Origin of the sequence: Delftia sp. 60 (genome assembly GCF_002754395.1) — a bacterium.
Taxonomy (GTDB): Bacteria; Pseudomonadota; Gammaproteobacteria; order Burkholderiales; family Burkholderiaceae_C; genus Comamonas; species Comamonas acidovorans.
In genome coordinates this window covers 358,405-380,158 of the sequence record NZ_PEFD01000001.1, presented here as the reverse complement: position 1 = coordinate 380,158, position 21,754 = coordinate 358,405, and the positions used below count along the sequence as shown (strand labels likewise).

Sequence of the window (21,754 nt, the reverse complement as noted above, 5' to 3'; positions counted from 1 at the left end):
CATTGTGCTCAGCGGCGCACCAGCGCCCTGTCAGCCTGTGCCGACAGGGGCCTGTGTGCGCGGCTCAGGTCACGGGCGCTGGATTGAACAGCACCAGGGCGTTGTGCAGCTTCCACTGCTCCGCCCAGGTCTTCTTGCGGCCGCTGGCCACGTCCAGCATCAGGCGGAACATCTCCCAGCCCACGTCCTCGATGCTGGCCTGGCCTTCGGCGATGCGGCCCGCGTTCACGTCCATCAGGTCATGCCAGCGCCGCGCCAGATCGCTGCGCGTGGCCACCTTGATCACGGGCACCTGGGCCAGGCCGTAGGGCGTGCCCCGGCCCGTGGTGAACACATGCAGGTTCATGCCGGCGGCCAGTTGCAGCGTGCCGCAGATGAAATCGCTGGCCGGCGTGGCCGCATAGACCAGGCCGCTTTGGATGCCCCGGTCGGCCAGCCGCTGGCCCGGCGACAGCACGCCGGTGATGGGCGCCGTGCCACTCTTGATGATGGAGCCCATGGCCTTCTCGACGATGTTGGACAGGCCGCCCTTCTTGTTGCCCGGCGTGGTGTTGGCGCTGCGGTCCACGCGGCCCTTGTCCAGGTAGGCGTCGTACCAGGCCATCTCCTCGATCATGGCTTCGGCCACCTCGGGGCTGGAGGCGCGCGAGGTGAGCTGGTCGATGCCGTCGCGCACCTCGGTCACCTCGCTGAACATCACGGTGGCGCCTGCGCGCACCAGCAAATCGGTGCAAAAGCCCACGGCCGGATTGGCCGTGACGCCGCTGAACGCATCGCTGCCGCCGCACTGCACGCCCACCACCAGGGCGCTGGCCGGCACGGTCTCGCGCCGGCGCGCGTTCAGCCGCTCCAGATGCACCCTGGCGTTGCCCATGATGGAGTCCACCATGGACATGAAGCCCACATGCGCCTCGTCCTGCAGGCAGACCACGTCCAGCGCGGGTTCTCGCTCATCGACGATGGGGAAGGACCCCGGCGGCAGCAGCCGCTCGGGCTGCAGCTTCTCGCAGCCCAGGCTCACCACCATCACCTCGCCGCCAAAATTCGGGTTGTGGCTGATGTTGCGCAGCGTGCGCTGCGGAATCTCGGCGCCCACGGCATCGATGGCCACGCCGCAGCCATAGCTGTGCTCCAGGCCCACCACATCGTCCACATTCGGATAGCGCGGCAGCAGCTCGGCCTTGATGCGGCCCACCGCGAAATCCAGCACCCCGGCCACGCACTGCACCGTGGTGGTGATGGCCAGGATATTGCGCGTGCCCACCGTGCCATCGGCATTGCGGTAGCCCTCGAAGGTGTAGCCCGTCAGCGGCGGCAGCTCGGGCGGCTGCACCGTGGCGATCGGCAACCCCTCAAGAGACAGCGCCCCCGGCATGCGCAGCAGCCGCTCATGCACCCAGCTGCCCGCGGCAATGGCCTGCAGCGCATAGCCGATCACCACGTTGTAGCGGCGCACCTCGCCGCCCTCGGCAATGTCCACCAGCGCCACCTTGTGCGCCTGCGGCACCTTGTCGACCAGCACCAGCCCCCCGGGCATCACCGTGCCCGCAGGCAACCCCCCGTCATTGGCCACGATGGCCACGTTGTCGGCCGGATGCATGCTGATGGAAAGAGGAAGTGGGGTACTCATGGCAATGTCTTTTCAGTTTCTTGTCGCTGTCCGCTGGGCACAGCGCGCCCAAGCAAGCGGCACAGCCCACGCAACCGGCGCGGCCCAAAGCGAGGGACACCAAGCAAGGGCCGCCCCGCAGCGACGGTGTCGTCCCCCTCCCTTGCGAAGCAAGTAGAGAGGGGGAAGCGGCGCTAGCCGCTCAGGGGGTGCTTTATTTACTCTGCTTTAATTCCAGCAGCCTTGATCACCTTCCCCCACTTGACCACCTCGGCCTTCTGGTACTCGCCCAGCTCGGCCGGCGTCATCTGCGAGGGCAGCATGCCGAAGTTCTTCAGGCGCGCCTGCACCTCGGGCGTGGCGACGATCTTCATGATCTCCGCATGCAGCCGGTCCACGATGGGCTTGGGCGTGCCTGCGGGCGCGAACACGGCCTGCCAGGAGCCCATGTCGAAGCCTTTCTCGCCCGCCTCGGCAATGGTGGGCACATCGGGCAGGGACTCCAGGCGCCGCGAGCTGGTCACGGCGATGGGACGCAGCTTGCCGGCCTGCACGTGGGGGCCGACGACCAGGGCGGTGTCGAACATCATGTCCACCTGGCCGCCGATCACGTCCTGCACGGCCGGGCCGCTGCCCTTGTAGGGCACGTGGGTGAACTTCACGCCCGTCTGGTAGCCCAGCAGCTCCAGCGCCATGTGGTTGGAGGTGCCGCTGCCCGGCGAGGCCGAGGTCAGTCCGCCCGCCGCTGCCTTGGCCTTGCTGGCGGCCAGCACGTCGGCCAGCGTCTTGTAGGGGCTGGAGGCCGGCACCACCAGCACCAGCGGGCCCGAGCCCAGCATGGCCACCGGCGTGAAGGACTTGACCGGGTCGTAGTCCAGCTTGGCGTACAGGCTCACATTGATGGCGTGCGAGCTGATGGTGCCGCCCAGGATGGTGTAGCCATCGGCCGGTGCGCGCGCCGCAATGGCCGAGCCCACGCTGCCGCCCGCGCCGCCCTTGTTCTCGATCACCACGGGCGTGCCCAGGGCCTTGCTCAGCGGCTGGGCGATCACGCGCGCCAGCGTATCGGTATTGCCGCCAGGCGGGAACGGCACCAGGTAGGTGATGGGCTTGCCCGTGGGCCAGTTGCCCTGCGCGGCGGCGGGCATGGCGGCCAGGGCCGTGCCCAGCAGCAGGGCGCTGGCGAGGGAATGTTGGATGAGTGTGCGGCGTTGCATGGTGCTTGTCTCCGGGAAGGGCTTGTCGTTGGAATGGTGTGAAAGCGGGTTCAGAAGCGCGGCTGGTGGCCGGTGAACGCGGGGTCGTACTTGCGCATCTGCCCCAGGTCGTCGCGGTTGCGGATGCCGCAGTGCAGGTAGTTGTCGTGCAGGCGGGCCAGGGCCTCGCGGTCCAGCCGCACACCCAGGCCGGGCGCCGTGGGCACGCGCAGGCTGCCCTGCTCGAACTGCAGCCGGCCGCCCTCGACGACTTCCTCGTCCTGCCAGGGGTAGTGCGTGTCGCAGGCATAGGTCAGCAGGGGCACGCTGGCGCACAGGTGCGTCATGGCCACCAGGCTCACGCCCAGGTGCGAGTTGCTGTGCATGGACAAGCCCAGGTCGAAGGTGCGGCACAGCGTGGACAGGCGCTGCGTGGCGCGCAGCCCGCCCCAGTAGTGGTGGTCGCTGAGCACGATCTTCACGGGGCAGCCCATGTCGGCGTTGCGGCGGAATTCGGCAAAGTCCGTCACCACCATGTTGGTGGCCAGCGGCACATCGCACTCGCGTGCCACGGCGGCCATGCCGTCCAGGCCGGGCGCCGGGTCCTCGTAGTACTCGAGCACGCCCTGCAGCTGCTGCACGATCTTCAGGCTGGTCTCCACCGTCCAGTTGCCATTGGGATCGATGCGCAGCGGCGTGCCCGGAAAGGCATCGGCCAGCGCCAAGATACCGGCCGCCTCCTGCTCGGGCGGCAGCGCGCCGGCCTTGAGCTTGATGCTCTGGAAGCCGTACTGCGCAATCATGCGCCGCGCCTGCTCCACCAGCTGCTGCGGCGCCAGGGCCTCGCCCCAGGCGTCGCGCGAAAAATCTGGTCCATAGGGCCTGTCGATGTGCTCGGCGTACTTATAGAACAGGTAGGCAGAGAACGGCACGCTGTCGCGCGCCGCGCCGCCCAGCAGGTCCACGATGGGCGCCCCGGCCATCTGGCCCTGCAGGTCCAGCATGGCGACCTCGAAGGCGCTGACCACCTTGGCCACCGTCTTGGACACATGCGTGCCCGGCGCCAGCGACACCTGCTGGCCCAGGAATTCGGAGGCCGTCAGCGCAGGCGGCGCCACCAGGGCCGCGACGCGGACCTCCATCTCGTTGAGCGCCCAGGGCGACAGCCCCACCAGCGCGGGCGCGGCCTTGGCCAGCGCATCGAGCATGGGCTGGTCGCCATAGCTTTCGTTGATGCCGACCAGGCCCGATGCCGTCTCGATCTCGATGATGGAGCGCAGCGCCCAGGGCTCGTGGATGCCGGCCGCATTGAGCAACGGCGGATCGCGGAAGGCAATGGGCGTGATGCGTATATGGCGGATCGCGTGGGTCGCGTGGGTGGTGCTCATCTGGAATGCGGGCTCAGGAGGATCAGAAAAAACTCGATGGCGTGGACGTCTTGTGATACGTTGTCGTACAACTTGGAGCGATTATGATCAGCACCATGGAAAGTTCGGCAAAGGGATTTCCCGCATCACCCCCAACGATCGAGCTTCCCCTGCGAGGAAAGTCCGGTCGCAGCGGCCGCAATCTGGCCGCCCTGCTGTTCGACGAGTTCGCGAGCAAGATCCGCAACGGCCTGCTGGCCGAAGGCGAGAAGCTGCCCACGGAGTCGTCGCTGGTGCAGACCTACGAAGTCAGCCGCACCGTGGTGCGCGAGGCGCTGTCGCGCCTGCAGGCATCGGGCCTGGTGGAGACGCGCCACGGCATAGGCACCTTCGTGCGCGCCGCCCAGCCCGCATCCACGCTGATGCTCAATGCCGACGAGCTGACGGCCGCCGTGGACGTGATGGCCGTGCTGGAGCTGCGCATCAGCCTGGAGACCGAAAGCGCCGGCCTGGCCGCGCTGCGCCGCAGCCCCGATCAGCTGCAGGGCATACGCATGGCGCTGCAGGCCTTCGAGATCGCCTTTGCGCGCGGCGAGGACACGGTGGCCCATGACCTGGCCTTCCACACCCAGATCGCCGAGGCCACGGGCAACCGCTACTTCGGCGACATCCTGCGGCACTTTGGCGCGCAGCTGATTCCGCGCACGCGCATCGCCTCCATCCACCAGCCCCAGCGCGACCCCGATTACCTGCGCCGCGTCAACCGCGAGCATGAGGAAATCCTCGCCGCCATCGAGCGCCAGGATGCCGACTCGGCCCGCGCGGCCATGCGCATCCACCTGACCAACAGCCGCGAACGCCTGCGCCTGGCGCAAAAGACCAGCGCTGCCTGAGTGCTCCCATGGGCCTTTCGGGGCCCATGGCTTTGTCACGGGAATTCAGACAACCAAGGGAAAACCCTTTATCACTGCTTGCAGATCTCGGTTAAAAATCGGCTTCAGTTGTACGACAACTGACAACATAAAACCCGGAGACAAGAGCATGACCCTGAGCCGAAAGCAGTTCCTGCGCGCCGCTGGCGCCACCGCCCTCGTAGCCACCGGCGCCGGTGCGCTGGCCCAGAGCAACTGGCCCACGCGGCCGCTGCGCCTGGTGGTGCCCTACCCGCCGGGCGGCAGCTCGGACATCATTGCGCGCGCCATCGGCCCGCTGCTGTCGGCAGAACTCAAGCAGCCCGTGGTCATCGAGAACAAGCCCGGCGCCAACGGCAACCTGGGCGCCGACATGGTGGCCAAGGCCCAGCCCGACGGCCACACGCTGATGCTGTGCGACCTGGGTGCGCTGGCCATCTCGCCCTCGCTCTACACCAAGCTGTCCTTCGACCTGTCCCGGGACCTGCGCGGCACGGCCATGCTGGCCTACTCGCCCCACCTGCTGGTGGTCCACCCCTCGGTGCCGGCCAACAACCTGCAGGAGCTGGTGGCCCTGTCCAAGAAGGAAGACCTGAGCTTTGCCGTCACCGCCACGGGCAGCGCCCCGCACCTGGCCGGCGTGGAACTGGCGCGCGCCACGGGCGCCCGCTGGGAATACGTGCCCTACAAGGGCGGCGTGCAGTCCATCCAGGACACGGTGGCAGGCCAGACCCAGGTGCTGATGAACGGCATGCTGGCCACCTACCCCCATGTGCAAAGCGGCAAGCTCAAGCTGCTGGGCCTTTCCAAAGGCACGCGCATGCCGCTGGCCGCCAACGTGCCCACCATCGCCGAGCAGGGCGTGCCCGGCTTCGAGACCGGCACCTGGCAAGGCGTGGTCGTTCCGGCCAAGACACCCGAGGCCGTGGTCCAGCGCCTGCATGAGGCCCTGATCACCGCCATCCGCTCGCCCGAGGTGCGCGCCCGCCTCACGGGCCAGGGCGCCGAGGTCGTGACCATGAACCCCGCCGAGACCGCGCGCTTCCTGACCACCGAGCGCCAGCGCTGGCAAAAAGTGGTTCAAACAGCCGGTTTGAAGCTCGACTGATTCCACCCTTTTTTCTTTCTTCCCCACCCTTATTCCCGAGAGCACCATGACCCCCCAAGACCTCAAAGACGTGATGAGTTCCGGCCTGCTGTCCTTCCCCGTGACGGACTTCGACAGCAACGGCAACTTCAATGCCAAGGGCTATGCGGCCCGCCTCGAATGGCTGGCCCCCTACGGCGCCAGCGCGCTGTTCGCGGCCGGCGGCACGGGCGAGTACTTCTCGCTGTACGGCGAGGAATACGGCCAGATCATCAAGACCGCCGTGGACACCTGCCGCGGCAAGGTGCCCATCATCGCGGGCGCCGGCGGCCCCACGCGCACGGCCATTGCCCATGCCCAGGAAGCGGAGCGCCTGGGCGCCCACGGCGTCCTGCTGCTGCCCCACTACCTGACCGAAGCCGGCCAGGAAGGCCTGATCGCCCATGTGGAGCAGGTCTGCAAGAGCGTGAAGTTCGGCGTCATCGTCTACAACCGCGACCGCACCCGCTTCACGCCCGAATCGCTGGCCATCCTGGCCGAGCGCTGCCCCAACCTGGTGGGCTTCAAGGACGGCATGGGCAACATCGAGACCATGTCCGCCATCTTCATGAAGATGGGCGACCGCTTCGCCTACCTGGGCGGCCTGCCCACGGCCGAGGTCTATGCGGCCGCCTACAAGGCCCTGGGCACGCCGGTGTACTCCTCGGCCGTCTTCAACTTCATCCCCAAGACGGCGATGGCGTTCTACGAAGCCGTGCGCACCGATGACACGGCCACGCAGCACAAGCTGCTCAAGGAATTCTTCATGCCCTACCTGAAGATCCGCAACCGCGTCGAAGGCTACGGCGTGAGCATCATCAAGGCCGGCGCCAAGCTGGTCGGCCACGACGCAGGCCCCGTGCGCGCCCCGCTGACGGACCTCAAGCCCTCCGAGCTGGAAGAGCTCAAGGCCCTGATCGACAAGCTCGGCCCGCAATAAGCCACAAGACCGGACGCAGGGGCCAGTCCGGCCCTTGCGCCCCCCAGGAGACAAGAACATGAAGAAGATTCTGATCACGCTGGGTGCCGCACTGGCCCTCACGGCGCAGGCGGCCGGCAGCTTTCCGGACAAGGCCGTCAACATCATCGTGCCCTTCCCGGCCGGAGGCTCCACCGACACCGTGGCGCGCGCCATGGCCCTGAGCATGGGCGAGCAGCTGGGCAAGCCCTTCGTGGTGGAAAACCGACCGGGCGCCACGGGCACCATCGGCGCGGGCGCCGTCAAGCGCGCACCGGCCGATGGCTACACGCTGCTGGTGGCCTCGCTGGGCCCCTTCGTGGTCACGCCGCACCTGGTCAAGAACGTGCCCTATGACGCAGGCAAGGACTTCGACTACATCACCATCCCCGTGCAGGCGCCCAACGTGCTCGTGGCCAGCCCCGCGCAGAAGGCCCGCACCGTGGCCGAGGTCATCGCCGCGCTCAAGGCCAACCCCGGCAAGATCAGTTTCGCGAGTTCGGGCAACGGCTCATCGGACCATCTGTCGGCCGAGCTGTTCTGGCAGCAAAGCGGCACCGAAGGCATGCACGTTCCCTACAAGGGCGGCGCCCCGGCCATCACCGACCTGATCGGTGGCCAGGTGGACTTCTCGTTCCAGAACGTCAACGCCGTGCTGCCCCATCTGCGCAGCGGCAAGCTGCATGCGATCGCCGTGACCGGCAGCCAGCGCTCGCCCGTGCTGCCCGATGTGCCCACGCTGGCCGAGGCCGGCGTCAAGGGTGCCGAGGTCTACTCCTGGCAAGGCCTGGCAGCCCCCAAGGGACTGCCCGCCGATGTGAAGGCCAAGCTGGCCAAGGCCGCCATCGCCTCCGTGCAGCAGCCCGACATCCGCAAGCGCTTCGTGGAGCAGGGCCTGGAGATCGTGGGCAACACGCCCGAGGAATTCACGCGCTACCAGGCCCAGGAGTCGGAGCGCTGGAAGCAGCTGATCCAGACCCGAAAAATCACTGCTGATTGAGCTAGAAACAACGGGCCGGCCCCAGGGCCGTTCCCGCTGGCCTGCGCACCGCAGGCCCTTTTCACCGGGGCTTCCAGCCCCCGCAAGTTCCAAGGATTCCAAGGCATGGCGACCTCCCGTCCACGCGTTCTCCAGTTCGGCAAGATGCCACTCCCCCAGCTCGATGCCGAACTGGCCCAGGCCTATGAGGTGACGCTGCTGTCCGAGCAGCCCGACCGCGAGCGCTTCCTCGCCGAGCACGGCGCGCAGTTCGAATACCTGGTCACCTCGGCCGCCATGGGCGTGCCCGCGAGCGTGGTGGAGGCCCTGCCCAGGCTGCGCTTCGTGAGCAGCTTCGGCGTGGGCTTTGACGCGCTGGACCGCGAGTCCCTGCTGCGCCAGGGCGCGCGCGTGGGCTACACGCCCGGCGTGCTCGACGACTGCGTGGCCGACATGGCCTTTGCCCTGCTGCTGGATGCGGCGCGTGGCCTGAGCGAGTCCGACCGCTTCGTGCGCCGGGGCGACTGGAGCCAGGGCCGCTTCGGCATCCGCACGCGCGCCAGCGGCAAGCGCCTGGGCATCTTCGGCATGGGCCGCATCGGCTCCACCGTGGCGCGCCGCGCGGCCGGTTTCGACATGGAGGTGGCCTATCACAACCGCCGCCCGGTCGAGGGATCGCCCCACCTCTACCAGCCCTCGCTGCTGGAGCTGGCGCGCTGGGCCGACTTCCTCGTCATCACGGCCGCAGGCGGCGACGGCACGCAGCACCTGGTCAACGCAGAGGTGCTGGACGCGCTGGGCCCGCAGGGCTTTCTGATCAACGTGGCGCGCGGCAGCGTGGTCGACGAGGCCGCCCTGGTCCAGGCCCTGCAGCAGGGCCGCATCTCGGGCGCGGGCCTGGATGTGTTCGAGGACGAGCCCCGCCCCCATGCCGAGCTGCTGTCGCTGGACAACGTGGTGCTTGCGCCCCACATCGCCAGCGGCACGCATGAAACCCGCCGCGCCATGGCCGACCTCGTGCTGCGCAACCTGGCGCAGTTCATCGCCACGGGCCGGCCCGAGGCCGAGGTGCCGTGGTCCGCCGCGCAGCAGGCGGCCACCGCCGCCGCATAGCCGTTTTTTCCCAGAGACCGATCCAAACGATCCAAGAGCACGCCATGTCCTCCACCCCGACCATCACCGAGATCGAAGTCATTCCCGTCGCCGGCCGCGACGGCATGCTCATGAACCTCAGCGGCGCGCATGCGCCCTACTTCACGCGCAACATCGTGCTCGTCCACGACAGCGCGGGCCACACCGGTGTGGGCGAAGTGCCTGGCGGCGAAGGCATACGCCAGGCGCTGGAGGACAGCAAGGCGCTGCTCATCGGCCAGTCCGTGGGCAACCACCTCAAGCTGCTGCAGAACCTGCAGCAGGCCCTGGCCGGGCGCGACACGGGCGGGCGCGGCCTGCAGACCTTCGATCTGCGCATCGCCGTGCATGCCGTCACCGCCGTGGAGTCGGCCCTGCTGGATCTGCTGGGCCAGCATCTGGGCGTGCCCGTGGCAGCCCTGCTGGGCGAAGGCCAGCAGCGCGACCGCGTGGAGATGCTGGGCTACCTGTTCTTCACCGGCCCCACCGACAAGACCGACCTGCCCTACGTCAGGCCCGGCGAAGACCAAAGCGGCAGCGACGACTGGACGCAGGTGCGCCACATGACCGCCATGGACCCGGCCGCCATCGTGCGCCAGGCCGAGGCGGCGCACGCGCGCTACGGCTTCAACGACTTCAAGCTCAAGGGTGGCGTGCTGGCCGGCGAGCAGGAAGTGGAGGCCGTCACCGCGCTGGCCAGGCGCTTTCCGCAGGCGCGCGTCACGCTGGACCCCAACGGCGGCTGGCTGCTCAAGGACGCCATCCGCCTCATGCGCGACATGCACGGCGTGCTCGCCTATGCCGAAGACCCCTGCGGCGCCGAGAACGGCTTCTCGGGCCGCGAAGTCATGGCCGAATTCCGCCGCGCCACCGGCCTGCCCACGGCCACCAACATGATCGCCACCGACTGGCGCCAGATGGTGCATGCGCTGTCGCTGCAGTCCGTGGACATCCCCCTGGCCGACCCGCATTTCTGGACCATGGCCGGCTCCGTGCGCGTGGGCCAGACCTGCCGCGACTGGGGCCTGACCTGGGGCTCGCACTCCAACAACCACTTCGACATCTCGCTGGCCATGTTCACCCACGTGGCCGCCGCCGTGCCCGGCAAGGTCACGGCCATCGACACGCACTGGATCTGGCAGGACGGCCAGTACCTCACCCAGAACCCGCTGCAGATCAAGGGCGGCTTCGTCGAGGTGCCCAAGACCCCGGGCCTGGGTGTCACCGTGGACCGCGCCGCGCTGCAGCGCGCCAACGCCCTCTACCTGGAGCACGGCCTGGGCGCGCGCAATGACGCCATGGCCATGCAATACCTGATCCCGGGCTGGACCTTCGACAACAAGCGCCCCTGCATGGTCCGCTGACCCCTTCCTTCCGTTACCCCTTTCCCGGAGCACCTCATGTCCCGCTACGACAACCTCATCAACGGCCAATGGAAGCCTGCCGACGGCTACAGCGCCAACACCAACCCCAGCGACCTGTCCGATGTGATCGGCGAGTACGCCCAGGGCAATGCCGCCGATGTGGAAGCCGCCATCGCCGCGGCGGCCGCGGCCTTTCCCGCCTGGAGCACCTCGGGCATCCAGGCCCGCCACGACGCCCTGGACAAGATCGGCAACGAAATCCTGGCCCGCAAGGAAGAGCTGGGCGACCTGCTGGCGCGCGAGGAAGGCAAGACCCGCCCCGAAGCCATCGGCGAAGTCGGCCGCGCAGGCCAGATCTTCAAGTTCTTCGCGGGTGAATGCCTGCGCCTGGCCGGCGAGACCCTGCCCTCCGTGCGCCCCGGCATCGGCGTGGAAATCACGCGCGAGCCCGTCGGCGTGGTGGGCCTGATCACGCCGTGGAACTTCCCCATCGCCATTCCCGCCTGGAAGATCGCCCCGGCCCTGGCCTTCGGCAACTGCGTGGTCCTGAAGCCTGCCGACCTCGTGCCCGGCAGCGCCTGGGCGCTGGCCGACATCATTCACCGCTCGGGCATTCCGGCCGGCGTGTTCAACCTCGTCATGGGCCCGGGCCGCGTCATCGGTGATGCCCTGGTGCGCCACAGCGACGTGGCCGCCATCAGCTTCACCGGCTCCGTCGGCGTGGGCCGCGGCATTGCCCGCGCCTGCGTGGAAAGCGGCAAGAAGGTGCAGCTGGAGATGGGCGGCAAGAACCCGCAGATCGTGCTGGACGACGCCGACCTCACCCAGGCCGTGGAGCTGTCCGCGCAAAGCGGCTTCTACTCCACGGGCCAGCGCTGCACGGCATCGAGCCGCCTCATCGTCACCGACAGGATCTACCCCGCCTTCATCGAGGCCCTGCAGTCCCGCATGGCCAGGATCAAGGTGGGCGACGCCCGCGCCGCAGGCACCGACATGGGCCCCGTGGTCAGCCAGGCCCAGCTGGAGCAGGACCTGAGCTACGTGGAAATCGCCAAGGCCGAAGGCGCCGTGCTGGCTGCGGGCGGCGCAGCCGCCGCCTGCCACACCGGCAGCGGCAACAAGGGCTACTACATGGCGCCCACCCTGTTCGTAGACACCCAGGCCGCCATGCGCATCAACCGCGAGGAAGTCTTCGGCCCCGTGGCCAGCGTCATCCGCGTGAAGGACTACGAGGAAGCCCTGGCCGTAGCCAACGACACCCCCTTCGGCCTGGCCGCAGGCATTGCCACCACCAGCCTCAAGCACGCCACCCACTTCAAGCGCCACAGCCAGGCCGGCATGGTCATGGTCAACCTGCCCACGGCCGGCGTGGACTACCACGTGCCCTTCGGCGGCCGCAAGGGCAGCAGCTACGGCCCGCGCGAACAGGGCCGCTATGCGCAGGAGTTCTATACGACGGTTAAGACCGCCTACACGCTGGCCTGAACAGCATCCGGCTGACGAGAAAAAAGCACCTTTCGAGGTGCTTTTTCATTGGGCGGATTCCGGGAGTCAACAGCCCGGGGCGCCCTGGCAAGCGGACCAGCGAATCAGCGCTGGAACGCCGCCGCAGCAGCTGCCATCCGCCGCAGATACGCCGGGTCTTCCTGCAGGCAATGCACGTAGTTGACCTCGTCCTCCACCAGCTCCTCCATCCGCTGCGCGGCCCCGCAAATGGCCTGCAGCGCATTGGCCACCACCTCCAGATTGCGGTAGCCCTCGGGCCGCTCCAGCCAGGCCAGCGCCAGCTGGCCCAGCGAGTACACCTCGCTGCTGCCCTGCAGCGTCAGCCGGCCGATTTCGGTCACGGCATGGCTCAACTGCTGCGATGTGGCCTGGGTGGGGATTGTGGATGCGGTATTCATGGCGCGACCTCTCTCATGGCAGGCACGCCTGGACGGCGCGCACACTGGATGGAGAAGGCCGAGAGAAAAACGGCGTACATGGTTTCGTGCTCCTTGCTGAGATCGAACCCACCGACCCGTGTTCTTACGCACAGACAGGTGGACGGGATGTTAAGAACACAGAGCAAGCCGTGCGGACGCCCTTGCGGGTAGCCCCATCCCGCCCAAAACCGCATGGACGAGCGGGCGCTATGCCCACTCTTTCCGAGTGATCAGACGTGACAAGGCCTCGCTAACGGGGAGGCAGCGCCGCTTACTCTAAAGGTGTTCTTACGCACCAGCCCCTGAACAGGGGGCCGCCGCAATGATAGAGGCATTCAGGACCGCAAGCGCCCGAAGCCCCAGGCCGAGCGCAGCGAAGGCCCGCACCCACTCCCCGTATGTCCGCGCCTGCGCCGTGGCGGTTGCGGGGTTGCAGTCCTGCCGCAGGACAGGACTGCTTCGTCATCTGACTCGCCGTGATTGTTTGAACGTAGCTCGCAGAGCGAAGTGAGTTTCACGGCGAACCCCGCAACCGCCACGGCGCAGGTGGCCCCGCAGCGCAGCGAAGGGGTCGCGGACATTCGGGCGCTTTTCTTTGCTCACTTTCTTGTAGCGAGACAAGAAAGTGAGTCGGCTGCCGGGCCGAGACCCGGCCTCGAAAAACAACCACCCGGCAGGGGCAAAAGATTGCACCTAAGCCAAAAGCAAACAAGGTGGGCGGGAGTCAAGACCATGTGCAAGGCATGCGAACGCCCTCACGGGCAGCCCCATCCCGCCCCAAACCCAAAGACAGCCAGGCCCCAAAAGCCCCAGCCATCAACCCCCGGCCAAGGATGGCAGCTCCCGCATCACTTCAGAAAATCACTTCAGAAAAACAGCACCCTCACCCAAGGCGCCACCACCACATTCAACGCCCCCGCAATCATCATCACCAACGAAGCAACCACCGCCTGCACATCCCCGAACTGCCGCGCCTTCGCCACCCCGCTGCCATGCGCGGCACCACCCAGAATGGCGCCCGCAGCCAGCTTGCTGCGCACGTGCGGCAGCAGCCGCAGGATGGTCTCGCCCATGAGCATGCCGCTGACGCCCGTGAGCAGCACGAACAGCGCGGCCAGGTCGGTGGGCCCGCCCAGCACGCGCTCGGCCTCGATGGCGAAGGGGGTGGTCACCGAGCGCACGGCCAGGCCCTTTTGCAGGTCCACGGGCAGTCCGAAGGCCTGTGCGAACCAGATGGTGGTGGCAATGGACACGCCACTGGCCACGAGCACGCCGGTGGCGATCGACATCCAGTGCTTGCGCAGCAAGTGGCGGTTTTCGTGCAGGGGCAGCGCAAAGGCCACCGTGGTGGGGCCCAGCAGCCAGACCAGCCAGTGTGTCTGGGCGATGTACTGCGGGTAGCGCACATGGGTCAGCAGCGCCAGCGCGATCAGCACCATGGGCGTGGCGACGATGGGCATGAGCAGCGGATGCGGATGGCGGCGGTACACGCGCTTGTTGGCCGCATAGCAGGCCAGCGTGGCCAGCAGCGACAGCAGGCCTATGGCCTGGTCGGACATGGCGTTCACTCCTGCTTCCTGTGCAGCCCGGCGCGCGTGGAGCGGCGCCGGGCAAGCCACAGCTCCAGCCGGTAGACGCGGTCCACGGCCAGCGCCGTGGCGGCCATCACGCAGGCCGTGCTGGCCACGATGACGCCCAGGATGCGCAGGCCCTGGTGCTGGATCAGCTCGGTGTATTCGGTGACGACCAGCATGGCGGGCACGAAGAACAGCAGCATCTCGGCCAGCAGCCAGTTGGTGCCGCCCTGCAGCCAGCGGGCCTTGACCAGCCCGCTGAACAGGCCCACGGCCAGCAGCGCGAAGCCGATCAGCCCGGCCGGCATGCCCCAGCCGAAATGGGCGCGCACGGCCTCCATGGCCACCCACAGCGCACTGAGCAGCCCCACCTGCAGCACGCCGCGCAGCAGCGGCCAGCAGCGGTGCAGCAGGCCCTGAAACACCTGTGGCCGCAGGACGGGCATGGCGGAAATCTTTGACATGGGGCAATCCTAGGGTTTGCACTCAGATTCGTAAAATGAATAATCTCCATTTTTTTCATGCACAAAAGGAATTCTCATGGACCTGCGCGCGCTGCGCTACTTTGTCGAGGTGGTGCGCTGCAACAGCTTCACGCGTGCGGCCGAGGCGCTGCATGTGACCCAGCCCACCATAAGCAAGATGGTGCGGGCGCTGGAGGAGGAGCTGGGCGGCCCGCTGCTGCTGCGCGAGGGGCGCGGTGTGCAACTGACCGACGCAGGCCAGGTGGTCCATGCGCGCGGCCTGCAGGTGCTGGAGCAGTCACGCCAGCTGCTGCAGGAGGTGGCCGAGGTGGACGGCATTGCGCGCGGCAGCCTGAGCGTGGGCATCATGCCCACGGCCGGGCACTACATGGCGCCCGTGATCGCGCGCTTTCAGCAACTGCATCCGGGTGTGGAACTGCATGTGCAGGAGCAGGGCGCACGCGCCCAGCGCCAGCTGCTGCTGGACGGCAAGCTGGACATGGCGCTGGGCCTGCACGGCGCAGGGGAGGCGGGTGGCGACATGGCCGGAGAGGGCCTGGAGTACTGCACCATCGCCCACCAGAAGACACGCGTGGCCTTTGCCGCGCACGAGGTGCCCGATCCGGACGCACCCGTGCACTGGAGCGAGCTGGCCCGGCGGCCCTTTGTGTTCTACACCTCGGACTTCGCCCTGCACCAGGCCGTGCTGGAGCATTGCGCGGCGGCAGGCTTCAGCCCACAGGTGCGGCTGCAGACGCGCTACTGGGACTTCATCGGCGACCTGGTGGCAGAAGGCGTGGGCGTGGCCGTGATGTTCGAGCATGTGATCGCGCGGTTCGACCCCCGGCGCGTGTCCAGCCGCCCGCTGGTGGGGCCTGAACTGCACTGGGACGTGGTGCAGCTGTGGCGCAGCGGCTATCTGTCACGCGCGGCGAGGGCCTGGCTGGAGTGCGTGCGTGCGGTCTATCCCGACGACAATCGCTGAGTCCATGCAACCCAGAAAACGCCCACCCTTGCGCCCTTTTGCAGGCCCGGCCCTGCGCGCACGGCCCGCCTTCGCCGACCGGCCCGACACCGGCCCCTCACGCCTGCTGTGCTTCAACAAGCCCTACGGCGTACTCAGCCAGTTCACCCCCGAGGGTCGCTGGCGTGGCCTCAAGGAATACATCGACGTGCCGGGCGTGCATGCGGCAGGCCGGCTCGACGCCGACAGCGAAGGACTGCTGCTGCTGACCAATGACGGCCCGCTGCAGGCGCGCATCGCCGATCCGCGCTTCAAGATGGAGAAGACCTACTGGGTACAGGTCGAGGGCCTGCCCGACGAGGCCGCGCTGCAGGCCCTGCGCCAGGGCGTGCAGCTCAACGACGGCATGACGCTGCCCGCGCAGGCGCGCCGGCTGGAGCCGCCGCCCGTGCTGTGGCAGCGCGACCCGCCCATCCGCGTACGCCAGAACATTCCCGACTGCTGGATCGAACTGGTCATCCGCGAAGGCCGCAACCGCCAGGTGCGCCGCATGACGGCGGCCATTGGCCACCCCACGCTGCGGCTGGTGCGCGCAGCCATCGGGCCCTACACGCTGGACGGCCTGGAGCCCGGCCAGTGGAAGGACGTGGAGCCCGCCTAGGGTTCCGGATTGTCGGTAGGTGCCACAGCCTGCCAGCGCTGCAGGCCGAGCCACGGATGAAAGCGCCGCGCCTCGCCCACCTCCACGCGCTCCACGCTGCCGGCCAGCAGCGGCCACAGGCGCTGCAATTGCGCCGAGCGCTGCTGCGTGCAGCGCCGCGCGCGGGCCAGCAGCTCGCTGCCCTGGCCCAGCAGGCGCGACAGCTCGCGCAGGCGCGGTGGCGGCAGGCATTGGGCGCTGGCCAGCATCAGCCAGGACGGTGCCTGGCCCGCCTGGGCGGGGCCGCTGGCGGCGAACTGCTCCAGCAAAGCGACATGGGCACTGAGCAGGGGCGCGGGTGGCTTCTCGGCCAGCATGATCTCCAGCAGCCTGCCATCGATGCGCCAGCGGGCGGGCACCACGGCGTGCTCTACCGAGTTGCCGAAGCGGGTGGACTGGCGATAACTGACGGCACGGCTGCCCTGCTCCAGCAAGGGCTGCAGCAGTTCGGCCAGGGCCTGCTCGCGCTGCGCCGTGGGCGCTTCGGCCAGCGTGATGCGCAGCGGCACGGCCTCGTAGCCGCGCAGCTGGTCGCGCCAGGCCATCCAGCCCGCCGTGTCGGGGCCGCCCAGCAGCAGGGCGAGGAAGGCGCCCAATCCGGCCAGGGCCGATCCGGTCCACCAGGACACCTGCACAGGCTGCCGCCCGGCGATCAGCCAGCCCGTCAACCAGACCAGCGCCCCCGCGCAGGTGGCCGCCAGCAGGCCCATGCCGAAGGCGAGGAAGGGCGCGCCATCGAGCCGGTCGGGCAGCAGCACCAGCATGGCCACGCAGGCCGCGCCGGCGCACAGCGCAACGGCCCACCAGCCCGCCACGGGCAGGGTGCGCGCGGAGCGGCCCGTGAGACCCGTACGGCCGGCCAGTGTCAGCAGCATGAGGGCCACCACCGCGCCAGAGGTCAGCGCAAGGAACAGGGGCGCAAACACCCACAGCGCCAGCAGCCCGAGGACCGCCGATACCGCAAGCGACAGCGCCAGCATGCTCAGGCCTTCTTGAGGAACTCCGACTTGAGCAGCATGGAGCCCAGTTCGGTCTTGCAGTCCACGTTGTGGCCGTCGGCGCCATCGACCAGGCGGATGCCCTTGATCTTGCTGCCCTTCTTGAGCACGGTGGACGAGCCCTTGACCTTGAGGTCCTTCACCAGGATCACGGCATCGCCGTCGGCCAGCGCATTGCCGTTGGCGTCGCGCACGATGCCGTCGCCAGCGGCGGCTTCGCCGGACTCTTCTTCGGCCTGCATGGGCCATTCGAAGGCGCAGTCGGGGCAGATGTAGCTGGTGGCGTCGGGATAGGTGTTTTCAAGGCCGCACTGGGGGCAGGCGGGAGTGGTCTGGGGCATGGGATTGAACAGATTCGGTGAAGACAAAGAGGCGCGGCGGGCGCGCCGTACCTGGCGATTGTCGCCCCTGCCCCCGCAGGCATGCCCCGGCAAACCCGAGCGGCCTGCTACGCTGCGCGCCACTCTTTGCTTTTTCCCCATGGATACGCTGACCCCCTTGCGCGCCTTCCGGCGCATCGTAGAACTGGGCTCCATCGCCAAGGCGGCCGACGCGCTGGACCTGTCCTCGGCCGCGCTGAGCAAGCAGCTGCGCGCGCTCGAAGCCCATCTGGGCGCCGTGCTGCTGCAGCGCACCACGCGCCGCATGAGCCTGACCGACACGGGCCAGGCCTACTACGCAGAGTGCTGCCGCCTGCTTGATGAATTCGATGCGCTGGAGCAGTCGGTGCGCGCGCAGTCGCAGCAGGTGGCCGGCCGGCTGCGCGTGAATGCACCGCTGTCGTTTGCGCTGAGCACGCTGTCGCCGCTGCTGGCGCGCTTCATGCAGCGCCATCCGCAGCTGCAGATCGACCTGTCCATGGAGGACCGGTTGGTGGACGCGGTGGGCCAGGGCTTCGATGTGTCCATCCGCCTGAGCGCGGAGCTGGCGGACTCCTCGCTGATCGCGCGGCGCCTGGCCTCGCTGTCGCAGATGCTGTGCGCGGCCCCGTCCTATCTGCAGGCGCATGGCCGCCCGGCCAGTGCCGCCGGGCTGCGCGGCCATGCGCTGCTGAACTACAGCCTGGCGCATGCGCCCCGCGAAGCGGGCGAGAGCCCCCAGGCGCCGTCCGAGGCGCGCGCCAACGTCAACAACAGCCTGATGCTGCGCGACCTGCTGGTGGCGGGCCTGGGCATTGGCGCCCTGCCCTCGTTCCTGGCGCGGCCGGCGATTGCGGCAGGCCAGCTGGTCGCACTGGACCTTGCGGACCAGGCCGCGCAGGCCCGCCATGTCTACGCGGTCTATCCCACGCAGCGCCACCTGCTGCCCAAGGTGCGCGCCTTCGTGGACTTTCTGGCCGAGGAACTGCCTGCCGCCATGGGCGAGGATTGTTGACGCCGCGTTAAGAGTTCCTCAAGCGCACGCCCCTTTTTCGCGCCGGGCCTGCGGCCTACGCTTGCCGTCCATCACAGCCATGAAGGACACAAGCATGACGCAATGCAATGATTTTTCCTGCGCCCTGCCCGCGCAGGATGCGGCGCCCGCGGTCGCCCCCGCCATCGACTTCTTCCATGACGTGGTCTGCGGCTGGTGCTACGTGATGTCGCCACGCCTGCGCCAGGTGGCGCGCGAGCTGGGCCTGCGCGTGCGCCACCGCAGCTTCGTGCTGCAGGCCTCGCGCGCCGAGATGGTGGCGGCCTTCGGCTCCATGGAGCGCGCCAAGCAGGTCATCCTGGAGCACTGGCAGGCCTGCGCGGAGCATGACGACGAGGACCGCATCGACATCGAGGGCATGCGCCGCGAGGCCTTCGAGTACCCCAGCGGCATGGCCGGCGCACTGGCCTGCCAGGCGGCCCAGATCCTGGGCGGCGATGACGCGCACTGGGATCTGTTTGACGCCATCCAACACGCCCACATGAGCGAGCACCGCAACATCGGCGACGCCGAAGTGCTGCTGGACATCGCCACGCGCACGGGCTTCGAGCGCAATGCCTTCGCGGGCTGCATGGAAGGCGCCCAGGCGCTGGAGCAGGTGCGCCAGGACCGCGCGCTGGCGCAGCGCATGGGCCTGCGCTCCATTCCCACGCTGATCGCGCCGCGCCTGCCGCCGCTGCAGACCCAGTCGCTGGCTGCGCTGCGCGAACGGCTGCACTTCCTGGCGGCCTGAGCGCCCCCGTCTTTGCTTTTTTCATCGGCGTTTTTTCGCCTCCCTCGCGCGCGGCATGCGCGCCCTCTTTCAGCAGACCAAGGACTCTTGCATGACTCTCCAACGCTTCGCTCGCCGCATGGCGCTGCCCTCTCTCGTGATCGCCCTGGCCGCCGCCTTCGCGGGCACCGCGGCCCAGGCCCATGGCGGCCACGAGCCCCCGGCCGGCGCACGCCAGGACGTGGGCACCAGCCCCTGGGGGCCGGCCGACGAGATCGGCCGCCTGAACCTGATCACGCCGGCCTCGCGCGCGGCCATCCTGCAGCGCATCACGGGCGGGCAGGTCTATGACCTGGCCACCGAGTACTACGTGGGCATGCCCAGCTGGCAGGACGCGGGCGATCCGCACTACCAGTTCTGGATGACGCACACGCCGCGCGGCACCGTGGTGGACGATCCCATGAACGTGGGCAAGGACATGAACGCCACGCGCAGCTACACGGGCACGGCGTTTTCCATGTACAGCCACACGGGCACGCACATCGATGCGCTCAACCACTTCGGCATACGCGGCAGGATCTGGAACGGCTTCAGCGCCGACCAGCATCTGGGCGACCGGGGCTGGCAGCGCACGGGCATAGAGAAATTCCCGCCGCTGGTGGCGCGCGGCGTGCTGATTGACGTGGCGGCCGCCAAGGGCCTGGAGATGCTGCCCGACCAGTACCGCATCACGCGCCAGGACCTCAAGGACGCGCTGGCACGCCAGAAGGTGACGCTGCAGGAGGGCGACATCGTGCTGGTGCGCACGGGCCGCATGAAGCTGTACGGCCAGCCCCAGGCCTACATGGCCAAGCCGCCGGGCCTGGGCCTGGATGCCGCGCGCTTTCTGGTGGAGGAAGGCGGCGCCATGATCGTGGGCGCCGACAACCTGAGCCTGGAGACGTTCCCGTCCGAGGTGGACGACGACTACGTCCCGCTGCACAGCTACCTGCTGGCGCAAAAGGGCGTGCCCATCATGGAGCTGGTGGCGCTGGACGATCTGTCGCGCGACAAGGTCTACGAGTTCGCCTTCATCGGCGGCCCGCTCAAGATCCGCGGCGGCGACGCCGCGCCGCTGCGGCCCATCGCCATCCCGGTGCGCTGAGCGGGGCGCGCCCCGCCCTGGCTCAGAGCGACCGGCCCATTTTGCTGAGGAAGCGCTCGCAGGCGTCGAGCTGGGCCAGCTCGACGAACTCGTCGGGCTTGTGCGCCTGCTCGATGGAACCGGGGCCGCAGACCACGGTGGGAATGCCGGCGTTGTGGAACAGGCCGGCCTCGGTGCCGTAGGCCACCTTGCGCTTTTCCTGGTCGGCGGTCAGCGCGCGCACCAGCTGGGTGATGGCGGCTTCTTCCGAGGCTTCCAGCGCGGGCGCGCTGGCGCCGGTCTCGATCTCGATGCGCGCGTCGGCGAACTCGGCGCGCATGCGCGGCAGCAGTTCGTCGCGCACATAGGACTCGACCTGGGCCTGGATGCCATCCACCGACATGCCGGGCAGGTTGCGGAATTCATAGGCGAATTCGCACAGCTCGGGGATGGTGTTGACCGCGATGCCACCCTGGATCTGGTTGGTGGTCATGGTGGTGAAGGGCACGTCGAAGAATTCGTCGTAGGGGCCGTGCGCCTTGAAGTGGTCGGCGATGTCCCGGATGCGACAGATCAGCCGCGCCGCGTATTCGATGGCATTGCTGCCGCGCGGCGTGAGCGACGAATGCGCGGCCTTGCCGTGCACGCGGCAGCGGTAGAGGTTGATGCCCTTGTGCGCCACCACGACCTGCATGCTGGTGGGCTCGCCGACCACGCAGCCGTCGAAGCGCGCGCCCTCGGCCTTGAGCTGGTTGATCATCACGGGCGCGCCCGCGCAGCCGATTTCCTCGTCGTACGAGAAGGCCAGGTGCACGGGCCTGGCGCGCTGCGTGGCCAGGAATTCGGGCACCAGCGCCAGCGAGGCGGCGATGAAGCCCTTCATGTCGCAGCTGCCGCGCCCATACAGGCGCCCGCCCTTTTCGGTGAGCGCAAAGGGGTTGGTGCTCCACTGCTGGCCATCGACCGGGACCACGTCGGTATGGCCGGACAGCACGATGCCACCCTGCGTTTCGCCGTTGTGGGCCGGCAAAGTGGCGAAGAGATTGGCCTTGGCGCCGTCCGGAGAGTGGAACAATCGGGCACTCACGCCCAGCGTGGCCAACTCATCGCGTACACACTCGATCAGCGCCAGGTTGGAGTTGCGGCTGGTGGTGTCGAATGCGACCAGTGTTTCCAGCCAGTCGCGGGTGTTTTTCCAGGTAGTCATGTGGTTCCATCTGCGCCATGGCCTGCGCCGCCC

At 68.3% G+C, this 21,754-nt stretch carries 21 protein-coding genes; 12 read left to right on the top strand and 9 right to left on the bottom strand.

Annotated features, from left to right (window positions below; translation table 11 throughout):
• Positions 1–64: 64 nt before the first annotated feature.
• The 3 genes from garD to CLV01_RS01660 form a co-directional block, all read right to left on the bottom strand.
• Entirely contained in the window at positions 65–1,630 is a 1,566-nt protein-coding gene (gene garD / locus CLV01_RS01670; protein ID WP_099732504.1) for a galactarate dehydratase, read from the bottom strand.
• A 197-nt stretch (positions 1,631–1,827) separates the two neighbouring features.
• On the bottom strand, positions 1,828–2,826 hold the full coding sequence (locus CLV01_RS01665) for a Bug family tripartite tricarboxylate transporter substrate binding protein (protein ID WP_063327751.1): 999 nt from the start codon (positions 2,824–2,826) through the stop codon (positions 1,828–1,830).
• A gap of 50 nt (positions 2,827–2,876) precedes the next feature.
• Positions 2,877–4,193, bottom strand: coding sequence for a glucarate dehydratase family protein (locus tag CLV01_RS01660; RefSeq protein ID WP_099732505.1), 1,317 nt, complete (start codon positions 4,191–4,193; stop codon positions 2,877–2,879).
• Positions 4,194–4,276: 83 nt separating this feature from the next.
• On the opposite strand from CLV01_RS01660, the gene CLV01_RS01655 reads away from it, so the two are divergent.
• From CLV01_RS01655 to CLV01_RS01625, 7 genes are all read left to right on the top strand, one after another.
• On the top strand, positions 4,277–5,065 hold the full coding sequence (locus CLV01_RS01655) for a FadR/GntR family transcriptional regulator (protein ID WP_099732506.1): 789 nt from the start codon (positions 4,277–4,279) through the stop codon (positions 5,063–5,065).
• A 148-nt stretch (positions 5,066–5,213) separates the two neighbouring features.
• The gene (locus tag CLV01_RS01650) at positions 5,214–6,191 is read left to right on the top strand and encodes a Bug family tripartite tricarboxylate transporter substrate binding protein (RefSeq protein ID WP_013800130.1); all 978 of its coding nucleotides are present in this window, start codon (positions 5,214–5,216) and stop codon (positions 6,189–6,191) included.
• Between the two features lie 46 nt (positions 6,192–6,237).
• Positions 6,238–7,149 (top strand): 5-dehydro-4-deoxyglucarate dehydratase, encoded by a 912-nt coding sequence (gene kdgD / locus CLV01_RS01645; RefSeq protein WP_034397728.1) that lies wholly within the window; start codon positions 6,238–6,240, stop codon positions 7,147–7,149.
• A 58-nt stretch (positions 7,150–7,207) separates the two neighbouring features.
• A complete protein-coding gene (locus tag CLV01_RS01640) occupies positions 7,208–8,167 on the top strand; it encodes a Bug family tripartite tricarboxylate transporter substrate binding protein (RefSeq protein WP_012202189.1) in 960 nt (319 codons plus the stop codon).
• A gap of 105 nt (positions 8,168–8,272) precedes the next feature.
• The gene (locus tag CLV01_RS01635; protein ID WP_099732507.1) at positions 8,273–9,259 is read left to right on the top strand and encodes a 2-hydroxyacid dehydrogenase; all 987 of its coding nucleotides are present in this window, start codon (positions 8,273–8,275) and stop codon (positions 9,257–9,259) included.
• Positions 9,260–9,303: 44 nt separating this feature from the next.
• A complete protein-coding gene (locus CLV01_RS01630; protein WP_099732508.1) occupies positions 9,304–10,641 on the top strand; it encodes an enolase C-terminal domain-like protein in 1,338 nt (445 codons plus the stop codon).
• Between the two features lie 36 nt (positions 10,642–10,677).
• Complete coding sequence (locus CLV01_RS01625; protein WP_099732509.1) at positions 10,678–12,126, top strand: aldehyde dehydrogenase family protein; 1,449 nt, start codon at positions 10,678–10,680, stop codon at positions 12,124–12,126.
• Positions 12,127–12,230: 104 nt separating this feature from the next.
• On the opposite strand, the gene CLV01_RS01620 is transcribed toward CLV01_RS01625, so the two are convergent.
• From CLV01_RS01620 to CLV01_RS01610, 3 genes are all read right to left on the bottom strand, one after another.
• A complete protein-coding gene (locus CLV01_RS01620) occupies positions 12,231–12,545 on the bottom strand; it encodes a hypothetical protein (protein WP_099732510.1) in 315 nt (104 codons plus the stop codon).
• Positions 12,546–13,432: 887 nt separating this feature from the next.
• Positions 13,433–14,125 carry an LrgB family protein gene (locus tag CLV01_RS01615; RefSeq protein ID WP_013800125.1) on the bottom strand — a complete coding sequence of 231 codons (693 nt, stop codon included), beginning with the start codon at positions 14,123–14,125 and terminating at the stop codon, positions 13,433–13,435.
• Between the two features lie 5 nt (positions 14,126–14,130).
• Positions 14,131–14,604: a CidA/LrgA family protein gene (locus tag CLV01_RS01610; RefSeq protein ID WP_099732511.1), complete on the bottom strand. Its 474-nt coding sequence runs from the start codon at positions 14,602–14,604 to the stop codon at positions 14,131–14,133.
• Positions 14,605–14,680: 76 nt separating this feature from the next.
• On the opposite strand from CLV01_RS01610, the gene CLV01_RS01605 reads away from it, so the two are divergent.
• Positions 14,681–15,589 (top strand): LysR family transcriptional regulator, encoded by a 909-nt coding sequence (locus CLV01_RS01605; RefSeq protein ID WP_099732512.1) that lies wholly within the window; start codon positions 14,681–14,683, stop codon positions 15,587–15,589.
• Positions 15,590–15,593: 4 nt separating this feature from the next.
• Positions 15,594–16,229, top strand: a complete 636-nt coding sequence (locus CLV01_RS01600; RefSeq protein WP_013800122.1) for a pseudouridine synthase — start codon at positions 15,594–15,596, stop codon at positions 16,227–16,229.
• Here the strand turns inward: CLV01_RS01600 and CLV01_RS01595 are convergent.
• Together CLV01_RS01595 and CLV01_RS01590 are read right to left on the bottom strand one after the other, a co-directional pair.
• Positions 16,226–17,248: a hypothetical protein gene (locus CLV01_RS01595; protein ID WP_099732513.1), complete on the bottom strand. Its 1,023-nt coding sequence runs from the start codon at positions 17,246–17,248 to the stop codon at positions 16,226–16,228. The two genes, CLV01_RS01600 and CLV01_RS01595, sit on opposite strands and share 4 nt — an antisense overlap.
• Positions 17,249–17,250: 2 nt before the next feature.
• Positions 17,251–17,607, bottom strand: coding sequence for a zinc ribbon domain-containing protein YjdM (locus CLV01_RS01590; protein WP_013800120.1), 357 nt, complete (start codon positions 17,605–17,607; stop codon positions 17,251–17,253).
• A gap of 139 nt (positions 17,608–17,746) precedes the next feature.
• On the opposite strand from CLV01_RS01590, the gene CLV01_RS01585 reads away from it, so the two are divergent.
• The 3 genes from CLV01_RS01585 (at position 17,747) to CLV01_RS01575 (ending at position 20,535) form a co-directional block, all read left to right on the top strand.
• On the top strand, positions 17,747–18,640 hold the full coding sequence (locus CLV01_RS01585; RefSeq protein WP_046984421.1) for a LysR family transcriptional regulator: 894 nt from the start codon (positions 17,747–17,749) through the stop codon (positions 18,638–18,640).
• Positions 18,641–18,734: 94 nt separating this feature from the next.
• The gene (locus CLV01_RS01580) at positions 18,735–19,412 is read left to right on the top strand and encodes a DsbA family oxidoreductase (RefSeq protein WP_099735013.1); all 678 of its coding nucleotides are present in this window, start codon (positions 18,735–18,737) and stop codon (positions 19,410–19,412) included.
• A gap of 91 nt (positions 19,413–19,503) precedes the next feature.
• Positions 19,504–20,535, top strand: a complete 1,032-nt coding sequence (locus CLV01_RS01575; RefSeq protein WP_016448695.1) for a cyclase family protein — start codon at positions 19,504–19,506, stop codon at positions 20,533–20,535.
• Positions 20,536–20,557: 22 nt separating this feature from the next.
• Here CLV01_RS01575 and argE read toward each other — a convergent pair whose 3' ends face one another.
• Positions 20,558–21,721 (bottom strand): acetylornithine deacetylase, encoded by a 1,164-nt coding sequence (gene argE, locus CLV01_RS01570; RefSeq protein WP_063327759.1) that lies wholly within the window; start codon positions 21,719–21,721, stop codon positions 20,558–20,560.
• Positions 21,722–21,754 lie beyond the last annotated feature (33 nt).